The following is a 12,944-nucleotide window of genomic DNA, read 5'->3' as shown; positions in this document are numbered from 1 at the left end:
TAGGAGAAAACATAACATGCCAAATTGGTCAGAATTAGCAAATCAAACAATAATGGTCGGTACAGATCCAGCAATCAAAATCAAAGAATATCTAACTAAGTATCACGATACTACAGGAAGAAATTTAATAGTTTATTTTTCTGGTTTCTTATCACTTCAATCAAATAATACATCAATTGTAGATAATGACATGATCGGTATAACTACTGCAGTTCACGGTCTTGACTGTAGTAAAGGATTAGATATTATGCTGCATACACCAGGTGGAGATCCGAATGCAACAGAGTCAATTGTAGAGTACTTACATAGCAAGTTTAATAACGATATACGTGTAATTGTACCTCACATGGCTATGTCTGCAGGAACTATGCTCGCATGTGCATCGAAAGAAATTATCATGGCTAAGCATTCTTCGCTTGGTCCTGTTGATCCACAGTTCAACGGTGTCCCTGCCTTTAATATTAAAAAAGAATTTGAACTGGCAAAAAAAGAACTCAAGGAAGATCCTAACACTATAACTTTTTGGAGAGAACAACTTAATAAATACCCTGCCGCTTTCATACATATAGTGAACGATGCAATAGAATTATCTGGAGAATTAGTGAAAGAATGGTTAAAAAATTATATGTTTTCTGACATGCCACAAAACAAAGAAAAGACAATATTTATAAATAAAATAGTTTCTGCACTTAATACAAATAAAAAATCACACTCAAAGCATTTGAGTGTGAATTATTGCAAAAATTTGGGTTTAAAAATTACACCACTTGAAAGTGATGATATGCTACAAGACTTAGTCTTATCTATACATCATTTATTTACGATGCTTAATGGTTTTTCTAAAATTATAATGAACCACAAAAACGTTGTTTATACTAATAGATAAAAAAAAGCCGTAAGGCTTTTATAGTTTATTACTGTAAACAATTTTTCCGTTTCCCTCAACATTTGGGTTATACACAGTTTTTCTGTTCTCATTAAAAATAAAAAAACACTCACTACTTGTACCGGACGGTCCCAAATCCTTTACTAATTCTAGCATTTCTTCTTTAGTAATATCTTTGTTTGACATTTTTATACCACCTTAGTTTATGTTAATATAAATGAATAATACCATAAAATAGAAACTAATACAATTAAATTGTAACAAAATTAATACAAGGGGACTAAAAATGGCACTTAAAGCAGTCATATATGCTAGATATTCGAGTGCTGGTCAAAATTAAAGAAAGATTGAAACTCAAATCGAATGATACGAAAAGTACGTTAAAAATAATAATATGGTAGTCATGGATATCTATTCAGATTATACCACTACTACTACTAAAGATTAAAAACTGCATTTCAAAAAATGATAGCAGATAGCGCGTTAGGTATTTTCTATATCGTTATTTTTTTATATGTTTAATTGTTTTTCAAGAAATGTACGTGATGGCATAAACTATAAATTCTCTTTATTGCAAAATAGAGTTAAGTTAATTTCAGCAACTGAGCAAATTCCAGAGGATGAATCAAATAGAACTTTGATGAAAGCATTTAAGCGTTGGCAAAATGCTAACTTTTCACGGCGTTTGTCTATGGTTGTTAAAGATGCCCAGAAAAGACTTATAAAGCAAGGACAGTCTATTGGAGGAAGAATAACCTATGGTTATGACTTGGTAGATAAAAAATACGCTATAAATGAATTAGAAGCGAATGTGGTTAAAAGGATATATGATGAATATTTAGGTGGTAGAAAAGCAAAAGAAATAACTGATAGCCTTAATTCAGATCATATCCTAAATAAAGACAAGACACGTTTTAAAGTTAGTCAAATTTATCATATTTTAAAAAATAAATCATATCTAGTAATTAAAACTGTTGATGGCGTAGATTATCAAATATTATCGCCTATTATAAAAAAAATATGTTTAAAATTTAAAAAAGCATTCAAACACAAAAACTAAATATAATCTAAGTGATAAATTTGTTTGTGTTAAATGTCGTAGAAATATGGGTGGGACTTCTAAAACAAGTAAAACTAAAGACATATATTTCTATTATTATTGTAACAATTCTAAAAGAACCAATAAGTGCGTACAGAAACCTATTAAAAAATCATTTATAGAAGACTTAGTTGTTAGTTGATGTTAGATTCAAAATAGAAATGCCTTAAAACCTATTTTAAATACTGTTGTGGAAGCCTATAACAAGGGTTTAAAAGATAACACTGTAATTAAAATGTTAAAAGCTAATCAAACAAGGTGCTTTTTCTAAGCTCTACAAAGCAATTTACCCAAACTTCAAAACAAACTCCTTACTGTAGAAAGCAAAATAAAAAGCGAAAGCATTAAGCATCTGTTTATTGAAATAACCTATTCAGAATTCATGTTTGGTAAAATATGAGAGGGTATGAAAAGCGATGAGATAAACGAAGTTGTCCTGGTTACACCGTGATAATGGTAGTTTATAAAGAAAACGACTATATAAAGACAGTTATTTCATCAGTTAAAGCAAGTAATTAAAAGAGAGTCCTTAGGGCTTTAAGTAGTTTGGATTTAATATCTAACTGCTCGCCATTTCTATGTTTAAGTACATGGAAACATGATGATTTTAGTTTTACTTAATTTTTCTAAAAAAGCAATTTAAATTGCTAAAAGAGAGAACTTCTTAATTGAAGTTCTTTTTTTATCATAAAAAGAACATTGTAAGCATCTTAATCCATAAAAAATACCCCACTTTTTTAAAGTGGGGCTACTTATTTACTTTTTACCTATGTGCTTTTCTAAAAAATTAACAACGTTAGATGGTTCAGTCTTAGTTAAGACTTCATCACCTGCAATCATAGCAGGTAATGTTAAGACTTGGTATTTACTCGTTAATTCTTCATATTCCTTCGTATTTGTTTCTCTGTTAACTATTAAGATATCTTTTTCATACTTATTATTTAAAGCTAACTTTAAAAACATTTTTAATTTATTACATTGTGGACAATTATCCTTAGTTATCATTATAACTGACATAAAATCCTCCTATTTAATTTTAGGTCTTTCAAATATAAAGTCTGTATCTTTTAAGGCTTCAGACTTCATTTTTTGATACCCATTGCCTTTCATTGAGAAGTTATCCATTGTCTTAGTTTCAGTGTTTAAACCGTTTAAAACAACAGGATTGACTTCTTCTTGTGGGAAATACGGATCAAAGCCTAAATTCATTAAAGCCTTATTAGCATTATATCTAACAAATATATTTACATCATGTGCTAAATCAACTTCACCATAAACTTCATGAACAAGTTCAGATTGTTCTTTATATAAACTATCTAGAAGTTCATGTAACCATTGTGATAACTCTTCTTGTTTATTATTATCAAATGTTTCATATAACTCTTGAGCTAATCTTCCTACATATACACCATGAATACTTTCATCTCTAATAATTAAGTTAATGATTTCTCCTGCTTGCATTAATTTTCCTTGTCCATAAAAGAATAATGGATAGTAAAAACCACTATAGAATAACCAAGTTTCTAAAAAGACACTAGCTGCCATAGCTTTCCATGCAACTTCGTTAAATCTTTTTGCATTATATTTTTTAGTATCATATTTTTTAATATAGTTTTCTTTATCTAATTCTTTATAGGCACCAACTATTTTTTCCATGATGTTTTGAAGATTTTTTTGATTTTCTCCCCATTTAAAGAGTTCATCAATTTCACCTGTTTGCATATATGTCATAAAAATATTAGAATAGCTTTTAGCATGTACTGCATTTTCCATAGCGGCCATAAAGTTTAAAACTGCTTTTCTTTGATGAAATTCTTCATCGATTGCTCTTGATACAACAGGCATCCCAATATCACCTTGGTATGTATCTAAAAACGTTAATACTAATAAATTTCTAGCGTAAGCAAGTTTTACTTCATTTGGTAAAACATTCCATACATTTAAATCTGATTGCATACTGATATCTTCTGGACGCCAAAATTGGCTTAAGTTTTGTTCATAGAAAAACTGAGTATATTCATCATCTGGTTGATTCCAGTTTGCCCCTTGATACTTTAAAGCTTTTAATTCATTTTTAACTGCCATTATTGTTCTCCTATACTGCGCATGCTTCGCATTCTTCTACTTTTAATTTTTGCGTTCTTGTGTAATACAGTGTTTTAATTCCTTGATAATGAGCATATAAATAGTATTTTTGAAGCTCTCTTGTTGTGATATCTGAAGTAATCCCTAATTCAAATGAAATACCTTGATCAACGTGTTTTTGAGCTGTTGCGATAACATCTATTAATCTATATTTATCAATTTTGTAGGCTGTTTCATACATAAAATCTGCTGTATCTAAAGCTGGCATAGGATAATAAGTTTTAGAGTTTCCGTATGTTCTTTCTTCAACTAATTGTTTGACTGGTGTTAAGGATGGTGTAGCACTCATTACATAGCCTATCGATCCATTTGGAGCTACTGCTAAACGGTGAGAGTTATATAAACCATATTCCATAACACTTTCTTTTAAGTCAGCCCAGTCTTTTTCTGTAGGAAGATAAATATCTTTAAATAATTCTTTTACTTTATCTGTTTTAGGTAAAACTTCACCACGTTTATCAAAGTAAGTACCATCAGCATATTTAGATTTTTCAAATCTATAAAACTTTTGTTTTGTTTTTTTAGCCATTTCATTTGAATGTACTAAACTATAATAATTCACTGCATTAAAGAATACATCGATTAAATCAATATCTTCATCGCTTCCAAATAAAATATAGTTTTCTGCAATATATCCATGATGTCCCATAATACCAAAACCAACACTTCTATTTAATTTATTAGCTTTAGCAACCGCTGGCACATATTTGATATCTGTATTATTAGAAACTGAGTTCATCACATCCATTGCGGCAAAAACTGTTTCTTTAATTGTATTATTTTTAATCATATTTCCCATATGACCTGAAGCTAGATTACAAGAAACATCCATTCCTAATTGATCTTTTTCATGTTCATTATAATCAGCATAAGAAGATGTAATTGTAGGTTGTAATATTTCAGTACATAGATTTGAGAATTTAACTGGTAAATCTAACATATTCTCTTTGTTAACATTATCAGAGAACATAATATATGGATAACCACTTTCACCTTGAAGTTGGGCAATCATATCAAGTAACTTTCTAGGATTAATCTTACGTTTTCTAACCTTTGGATTATCAACTAAGATATCATACCATTTATCCATTTCAATTGAAACATCCGCAAAGTTCTTACCATATTCTAAAAATACAGTATGTGGATAGAATAAATACATATCTTTATCTTCACGTGCTAATTCAATCATCTTGTCAGGAACAACAACTCCCATAGATAAAGTCTTAATTCTAATATCATCATCTGCGTTTAGCTTCTTAGTATTTAAAAAATCTTCAATATCAGCGTGGAAGACGTTTAAGTAAACTGCTCCAGCACCTGTTCTTTGTCCCATTTGATCAGCGTATCTAAAGTTATTATCTAATAATTTAGCAACCCCAACAACCCCTTTTGAAACGTTTGGAATACCTTTAATAGATTCTCCTTTTGCTCTTAAGTTAGTCAGGTTAATAGAAACGCCTCCTCCAATTTTTGAAAGTTGCATTGAAAATTCAGAAATTCTTGAAATATCATTTAGAGAGTCTCCACCTTCTAATAAGAAACATGAAACAAATTCTCCTCTAAATTTTTTACCTGTATTAAGTAATGTAGGTGTTGCTGGTGTAAAATCTTGATTAATTAAAGAAGTAATAATTCTTTTAGCCATCTCAAAATCACCATTTGCATGATATAAAGCATTAATAGATAGTCTATCTTCATATCTTTCTAAAAAGACTTTACCATCTCTTGATTTTAAAGCATAATCATTATAGAACTTAAATGCTCCCATGTATGTTGGGAATCTAAATTTCTTACGATAAGCAATGTCATATATTTCTCTGATTTGATCCATTGTATATCTACTTAAAAACTCTGCTTCATAATAGTTTTGAGCGACTAAATAATCTAATTTTTCTTCTAATGAATGAAAGAACTGAGTCTTTTTATTCACTTCATTTAAAAAATATGATCTAGCTGCTTCCTTATCTTTATCTAAGCTTTTAATCGCACCAGTTTCATCAACTACCTGGCTATTTAAAACTATCCATTCTGGGATAATATCTTTTCTTTGTTCCATTTGTCACATCTCCTTTTGGGTTAAATAATTATAAATCCAATCTTTAACATACTGTCTGTCTTCTAAGAATCCAGATCCTTCGTATTTTAAAACCAGTGGCAAATGATAGTTTGCTTCTATTTTTTCTCCAGCTTTACCATAGTTTTCGCCCCAGTTTCTATTTCCTGAGACTGCAACACCTATCACTTTATTTGAATATTTATCTAAAAATTCTACTGTTGTTTTAGGAATATCTCCAAAGTTTATACTCCTTGTAAGTAAGAATACCATATCATTAGACTCTTTGTAGTCTTTAATGCTTATTGATTGAAAGCCTAAATGACTAGCAAATCTTTTAGATTGTCCTGTTAAACTATCATATACAATAATCATCTTTACTCCTTTTAGTTTTCATTATATAAAACTAACTTATTTTCTTTTTTAGTTTCTTGTAAACATATAATTCTTTGATTTGCACTTCCTCTAAATAGTAAGTTCAAATTCTTAATTTTATGTTCAAACGGTCCATCCACCAAATAAGTTGATATATCCAACAATTCTTGAACGTATGGGTTATCTACTTGTCTTAACTCTTCATAATAATAACCACTATATATGAAGATATCTAAGTTATCTTCTAAGGCTTTTTTAGCTAAGTATAAACAAGCCTTAGGTTGTAAAAAAGGTTCTCCTCCACTTAAGGTAATTCCCTTAAGTAAAGGATTTTTTCTCCATCTTGCGACAATATCATCTAACTCATAGACTGATCCTTTATCAAGTGGCTGAGTCTTTTCATTATGACACATAAAACAACGTTTTAAACATCCTTGTGTGAAAATAACAAATCTAATCCCAGGACCATCGACAATCGATTCATCAATAATATCAGCTAATCTTATCTTCTGATCTAAAGTGTTTAACACGTTCTTCCACTTCTTTTCTCTTAGCGTTATTAAATCTATCCAGTGTACCTACTAAGTACCCTGTAATTCTTCTGATTCTTTCAAATGGTCTATCTGGTGTTTCTTTTCTACCACATTTCGGACATTCTTCGTTAATAATTCCTACGTATTTACATTCAGGGTCATAATCAACTGAGTGATTAATTGAACCATATCCGATTCCTTTTTCTTTCATATGTCTAATAATTGTTTCAAAAGCTAAAGTATTTTTAGCAGGATCGCCATCTACTTCAATATAACTAATATGTCCACCATTAGTTAGTGCATGATAAGGTGCTTCAATATCAATTTTTTCATATGCTGTGATTGGATAATATACTGGAACGTGGAATGAATTTGTATAAAACTCATGGTTTGTAACACCTTCTATACTACCAAAACGTTTTCTATCCATTTTAACAAATCTTCCAGATAATCCTTCTGCTGGAGTTGCGATCAAACTGAAGTTTAACTTATATTTTTCTGCTGCATCATCCATCTTCTTACGCATGAATGAAATAATTTCTAATCCTAGTTTTTGAGATTCTTTTGACTCACCATGATGTTTTCCTGTAAGAGTCTTTAAAGTCTCTCCTAAGCCGATAAATCCAGCTGCTAAAGTTCCATGTTTAATTACTTCTTCAATCGTATCAGTTGGTTTTAATTTATCTGAATCTCTCCAAACTCCTTGTCCCATTAAGAATGGGAAATTATAAACATGAAGTTTTTTCTGAATATCAAATCTTTCTAATAACTGTTCAATCACTAAATCTAATGTGTTATCTAAATTCTTGTAAAACTCTTCTATATTTTTACTAGTTAAAGCAAGTCTTGGTAAGTTAATACTTGTAAAGCTTAAGTTCCCTCTTCCAGTAACCACTTCTTGATCTTTATCATAAACATTAGCCATGACTCTTGTTCTACATCCCATATAAGCAACTTCTGTATGTCTATCTCCTTCTTTATAATATGCTTTATTAAATGGAGCATCTATAAATGAGAAGTTAGGGAATAGTCTTTTAGCTGATGTTTCAATAGATAATTTAAACAAATCGTAATTAGGGTCTTCTGGATTAAAGTTAACACCTTCTTTAACTTTAAAAATTTGAATTGGGAAAATTGGAGTTTCTCCTTCTCCTAAACCTCTTTGAGTAGCTTTTAATATTTGTTCTACAACTAATCTTCCTTCAGGTGAAGTATCTGTACCATAATTAATTGAACTAAATGGAACTTGAGCACCTGCTCTAGAATGCATTGTATTTAAATTATGAATTAAAGATTCCATTGCTTGATACGTATCTTTAATAGTTTCTTCTTTTGTATATTTTTTGACAAAATTTAAAATATGATTAGCTTCAGGATGATTTATTTTTTCTATAAAAACAGCATCCACTGAAACATTATCTAAACTTGGCTTTACTTCTAAAGATTCTAAAAACTCTTTTGCATCTTTTTTAACTTCATAAAAATCAAATGCCTTCTCTAAGTTTTTAATAAAGTTTTTATAATAAGTCTTTCTAACCCCTTCAGACATATCATAATCAAAATTAGCTACACTTTGCCCACCATGTTGATCATTTTGGTTAGACTGAATTGCTATACACGCTAAGGCTGCATAAGTCTTAATATCTTTAGGTTCTCTTATTGAACCATGACCTGTTATAAATCCACCTTTAAAGAGTTTTGTTAAATCTATTTGGCAACATGTTAAAGTAAGTGTTAAGAAATCTAAATCATGAATATGGATTAATCCTTCTTCATGAGCTTTAGCATGTTTAGGATTTAAAACAAACATCTTAAAGAATTCTTTTGCTCCTTCACTACCGTATTTTAACATTGCCCCCATTGCTGTATCGCTATTAATATTGGCATTTTCTCGTTTTAAATCACTTTCATTGCTCTTAGAAAAAGTAATATCGTGATAAGTTTTCATCAATCTTGTATTCTTATCTCTAACTCTATTTCTTTCTTCTCTATAAAGAATATAAGATTTAGCTACTTCTGCGTATTCATTATGGATTAAAGCTAACTCAACTTCATCTTGAATATTTTCTACTGTAGGTACTACATTAACATATTTTTCACTTAAAGCATCGACCACATCGTTTGTTACTTTATCAGACCCTTCAATTGACATACCACAAGCAACCATTGATTTTTGGATTGCTGAGATAATTTTCTCCTGGTTGAATCTTACGATTCTACCATCACGCTTTCTTATTTTAGTAATCATTTTTCCTTTTTCCTCCTACATTAGGTCATTTTTGGGTACAAAAAAAACGCTCTGCCTATCTTACAGATTTAATATGCTAAACGTTTCTTTATGTCTTCATTTATTCAATTCAGGCATATCCATTATTGCCTCTTAGTATTCTCATTATAGTTTATTTAAATACTAAAAACAAGTTATAAATATATGTAAATGCTTTCTTATTTTTTCATTGTTTTAGGCAACAAAATAATAAATTCTGTATACTCATTGACTACTGAATTTAAAACAATTTTTCCATCATAATTAAGCACAATATGTTTCACAATTGCAAGTCCAAGTCCTGTTCCAAGTATCTCTCTTCCTTGACTTACCCTGTAAAATCGTTCAAAAACCCTTACTTTGTGCTCATCCTTAATCCCCATTCCAGAATCTTTTACAATGAATCTGACGCCAGTTTCATCGCTTTTAAGACTAATTTTAATACTACCATCTTTCTTGTTATACTTGATGGCATTTTCAATTAAGTTTTTAAACAATTTAAGCATATCAATTGGATCCGCAAAATATTCAACTTTATCATAATCCATTTCTAAAATAATATTTTTTTCTTCCATTTGAGGTTTAAGTTGTTTGATCACTTCTTCTAAGATATCATTTAGAAAAATATCTTTTCTTAGTCCGTCTTTAGAATATTCTAATCTGGATAACATTAACATATCTTCTACTAATAAATTCATAATTTCTGTTAAATGATTAATTTCTTTTGAAATTTTAATCACTTCTTCCGGATTAACCATTTGGTGTTCAATTAATTCAGAATAGCCTTTAATAGCTGTAATAGGTGTTTTTAATTCATGAGATGCATAAGAGAAAAAATCTCTTTTAACATTTTCTAATAATTTATGATCATTTAAATCTCTAATGATGATTAAAATTTGTTCTCTTTTTTCTTGTGCTAGTAAAACAATTTTAACTTGAAAGAGCTTTTGATTGATTTCAATATCTTTAGTTTGTTGTTCCTTTGATTGATAGGTTTTTTCAATCATTTTTTTTAATTCATAGTCTCTAATAACTATCTTATAATTTTTATATATTTGAGATTTATCTACTTTTAAAAAGTCACTGAAATAACTATTAAAAAAGATAAAATCTCCACTATAGTCTAAGATAGCAAGCCCTCTACTAATATATTCTAAAATTGTTTCTGTTTGTTTTTTATACTCATTATAGGTTGTTAGAATACTATTAGATGAGAGTTGTTGTTGAATAAGTAATTGTTCAATCATTGGAAAGAGTTCATCTTTTTCAAATTTTGTATCTTCAATTTGTGCAGTTCTTTTTAATATTTTTAAAAGTTTTGCCTTAAGATATCTTTCATCTAAAACTAAATAGGAAATAATAATACCCGCACCTATCAAATAAATAATAAATGCTAAATACCATTTTTCAGAGTTAAAGCCAAAAAAGACTATTAATAGCCCTATAACTAAATGGTACAAAATAAGTGTAATACTAATCTTTATCTTCAATTTGATAGCCAACACCTCTGACTGTTTTAATATGAATGTTAGATGATTCTATTTTCTGTCTTAATGATTTAATATGCATATCAAGTGTTCTTGTTTCAACATCACTTTTAATTTGCCACACTTCTTCAAAAATAACTTCTTTTTTAACTACTTTACCATCATTTTTAAATAGTAATAATAAAATATCAAATTCTTTATTAGTTAACTTAATCTCTGTATCATTGATATAACAAACGTGTTTATCAATGTCTAATCTTAAATTTCCTTTTTCATATGTTTCGGATTTTTCTACTCTTCTAAGATGTGCATAAATTCTAGAGGTTAACTCTAAAACGCCAAAAGGCTTAGTCAAGTAATCATCAGCTCCTAAATCTAGAGCCTTAACTTTATCTATTTCACTATTTAAAGCAGAGACAACCATGATAGGTACTTCTTTATTTTTTTTTCTAATATACTTAATCACTTCAATGCCTGAAATATCTGGCAACATAATATCTAATAAAAACATATCAGGCATCTTATGATCTATTTCATCTAATAACTTTTGAGATTCGTAAAAACCTTTATACTCTAAATTAGCTTGTTGTAAGGTTTTTCAATAATATAGTGAATAGATACATCATCTTCTAAAAAGTAAACAATCATAATTCCTCCTTAAAATAATGCAGTTGTTTTATGGTTTCCTGTTACAATAAAAATAATCCATTCTGCAATATTTACTGCATGATCACTAATACGTTCAATATATTTAGCAATCATTAATAATGATAGTGCATATTCTTGATCAATACCGTCATCTTTTAATGCTTGAGCTATTTTTTTCATAATATTAGAAAATAGTTCATCTACCTTATCATCTAAAGCAATCACTGTATTTGCTTTTTCTTTGTCTTGAGTCACAAGAGCTTCAATTGCTAGTAAAACCATTTCTTCACTTTTAAGACTCATCTCAGTGATTACTGGAATCACTCTTTTATTTGGAATATTAGAAAGATGTAAAGTAATTTCTGCAATATCACAAGCATGATCACCAATTCTTTCTATATCAGTAATCAGCTTTAAAATTCCTGTAACCAGTCTTAAATCTTGAGCTAAGGGTTGTTCCTTCCAAATAATACGAAGAGCTTTTTTAGCAATATCTTCTTCCATTTTATCAACAGCATCATCTTGTCCAATAATAACTTGAGCCTTATTCACATCATTTTCTTTAAACGCTACTAAAGAATCTTTAATTTGTTTTAAAACTAAATCAGCCATTGTCACAACATCTGTTTTAATTTCTTCAACGGCTACTAATAATCCTGTTCTAAGTGCTGGCATATACCTATTCTCCTATCCGAATTTTCCTGTAATATAATCTTCTGTTTGTTTTTTATCTGGGTTTGTAAACAGTTTGGTTGTATCTGTATATTCTACTAATTCGCCTAAATAAAAGAAGGCTGTTTTATCAGAAATACGCGCTGCTTGTTGCATATTATGCGTTACTATAATAATAGTATAATCTTTTTTAAGTTCTATGACAAGTTCTTCAATCTTTAAAGTCGCAATCGGGTCTAAAGCTGATGTCGGTTCATCCATTAAAATAACATCAGGTTTCATCGCAAGCGTTCTTGCAATGCAAAGTCTTTGTTGTTGCCCACCTGATAGTGCCATAGCTGAATCTTTTAATCTATCCTTAACTTCTTCCCATAATGCTGCTTGTTTTAATGATTCTTCTACAATCACTTTTAATTGTTCTTTATTTTTAATCCCATGGCATCTTGGGCCATAAGCTATATTATCAAAAATACTCATTGGAAAAGGATTAGGCTTTTGAAAAACCATTCCTACTTTAGATCTCAAATCAATGACATCAAATTTTTTATCATAAATATTTCTTTCTTTATATTCAATATCTCCTGTGATTTTACAACCTGTAATTAAATCATTCATTCTGTTAAGACTTCTTAGAAGGGTTGATTTTCCGCATCCTGAAGGTCCTATAAAAGCTGTTACTTCTTTTTCTTTAATGGATAAGTTAATATCTTTTAAAGCTTGTTTTTCTCCATAATATAAATCCATGTGTTTGATATCAAAAATTGCATTCATATAAGGCTC

At 29.3% G+C, this 12,944-nt stretch carries 13 protein-coding genes and 2 pseudogenes; 3 read left to right on the top strand and 12 right to left on the bottom strand.

Going from position 1 to position 12,944, the window contains the following annotated elements:
• The first annotated feature begins 16 nt into the window (after nt 1-16).
• Entirely contained in the window at nt 17-886 is an 870-nt protein-coding gene (locus BN854_RS00925) for an SDH family Clp fold serine proteinase (protein WP_026654959.1), read from the top strand.
• Between the two features lie 18 nt (nt 887-904).
• Here the strand turns inward: BN854_RS00925 and BN854_RS07840 are convergent, their stop codons facing one another.
• The gene (locus BN854_RS07840; protein WP_157868334.1) at nt 905-1,072 is read right to left on the bottom strand and encodes a hypothetical protein; all 168 of its coding nucleotides are present in this window, start codon (nt 1,070-1,072) and stop codon (nt 905-907) included.
• Between the two features lie 328 nt (nt 1,073-1,400).
• Between BN854_RS07840 and BN854_RS00920 the strand changes: the two genes are divergently transcribed.
• Both BN854_RS00920 and BN854_RS08045 read left to right on the top strand, forming a co-directional pair.
• On the top strand, nt 1,401-1,946 hold the full coding sequence (locus BN854_RS00920; RefSeq protein ID WP_026654952.1) for a recombinase family protein: 546 nt from the start codon (nt 1,401-1,403) through the stop codon (nt 1,944-1,946).
• A 19-nt stretch (nt 1,947-1,965) separates the two neighbouring features.
• Nucleotides 1,966-2,127: pseudogene (locus BN854_RS08045) on the top strand (recombinase zinc beta ribbon domain-containing protein); the annotation flags it as partial.
• Nucleotides 2,128-2,741: 614 nt separating this feature from the next.
• On the opposite strand, the gene BN854_RS00915 reads toward BN854_RS08045, so the two are convergent.
• The 11 genes and pseudogenes from BN854_RS00915 to pstB form a co-directional block, all read right to left on the bottom strand.
• Entirely contained in the window at nt 2,742-3,002 is a 261-nt protein-coding gene (locus BN854_RS00915) for a glutaredoxin family protein (protein WP_026654945.1), read from the bottom strand.
• Nucleotides 3,003-3,011: 9 nt separating this feature from the next.
• Nucleotides 3,012-4,070: a class 1b ribonucleoside-diphosphate reductase subunit beta gene (gene nrdF / locus BN854_RS00910; RefSeq protein WP_026654937.1), complete on the bottom strand. Its 1,059-nt coding sequence runs from the start codon at nt 4,068-4,070 to the stop codon at nt 3,012-3,014.
• Between the two features lie 10 nt (nt 4,071-4,080).
• A complete protein-coding gene (gene nrdE, locus BN854_RS00905; protein ID WP_026654930.1) occupies nt 4,081-6,186 on the bottom strand; it encodes a class 1b ribonucleoside-diphosphate reductase subunit alpha in 2,106 nt (701 codons plus the stop codon).
• A 3-nt stretch (nt 6,187-6,189) separates the two neighbouring features.
• Nucleotides 6,190-6,558, bottom strand: coding sequence for a class Ib ribonucleoside-diphosphate reductase assembly flavoprotein NrdI (gene nrdI, locus BN854_RS07955; RefSeq protein ID WP_026654922.1), 369 nt, complete (start codon nt 6,556-6,558; stop codon nt 6,190-6,192).
• 11 nt (nt 6,559-6,569) lie between these two features.
• Nucleotides 6,570-7,088, bottom strand: a complete 519-nt coding sequence (locus tag BN854_RS00895; protein ID WP_052692995.1) for a 4Fe-4S single cluster domain-containing protein — start codon at nt 7,086-7,088, stop codon at nt 6,570-6,572.
• The gene (locus BN854_RS00890) at nt 7,051-9,339 is read right to left on the bottom strand and encodes an anaerobic ribonucleoside triphosphate reductase (protein ID WP_026654906.1); all 2,289 of its coding nucleotides are present in this window, start codon (nt 9,337-9,339) and stop codon (nt 7,051-7,053) included. The genes BN854_RS00895 and BN854_RS00890 overlap by 38 nt, the downstream gene beginning before the upstream one ends.
• A gap of 197 nt (nt 9,340-9,536) precedes the next feature.
• Complete coding sequence (locus BN854_RS00885) at nt 9,537-10,847, bottom strand: sensor histidine kinase (protein WP_045959665.1); 1,311 nt, start codon at nt 10,845-10,847, stop codon at nt 9,537-9,539.
• A complete protein-coding gene (locus BN854_RS08010; RefSeq protein ID WP_331707414.1) occupies nt 10,831-11,058 on the bottom strand; it encodes a helix-turn-helix domain-containing protein in 228 nt (75 codons plus the stop codon). The genes BN854_RS00885 and BN854_RS08010 overlap by 17 nt, the downstream gene beginning before the upstream one ends.
• A 111-nt stretch (nt 11,059-11,169) precedes the next feature.
• Nucleotides 11,170-11,427 (bottom strand): annotated as a pseudogene (locus tag BN854_RS08005) (response regulator transcription factor); the annotation flags it as partial.
• Nucleotides 11,428-11,501: 74 nt separating this feature from the next.
• A complete protein-coding gene (phoU, locus tag BN854_RS00875) occupies nt 11,502-12,167 on the bottom strand; it encodes a phosphate signaling complex protein PhoU (protein WP_026654883.1) in 666 nt (221 codons plus the stop codon).
• Nucleotides 12,168-12,179: 12 nt separating this feature from the next.
• Nucleotides 12,180-12,935 (bottom strand): phosphate ABC transporter ATP-binding protein PstB, encoded by a 756-nt coding sequence (gene pstB / locus BN854_RS00870; RefSeq protein ID WP_026654876.1) that lies wholly within the window; start codon nt 12,933-12,935, stop codon nt 12,180-12,182.
• Nucleotides 12,936-12,944: the final 9 nt, after the last annotated feature.

The organism is Alteracholeplasma palmae J233 (assembly GCF_000968055.1).
Classification (GTDB): domain Bacteria; phylum Bacillota_I; class Bacilli_A; order Acholeplasmatales; family Acholeplasmataceae; genus Alteracholeplasma; species Alteracholeplasma palmae.
This window is presented reverse-complemented; position numbering and strand designations above follow the sequence as displayed.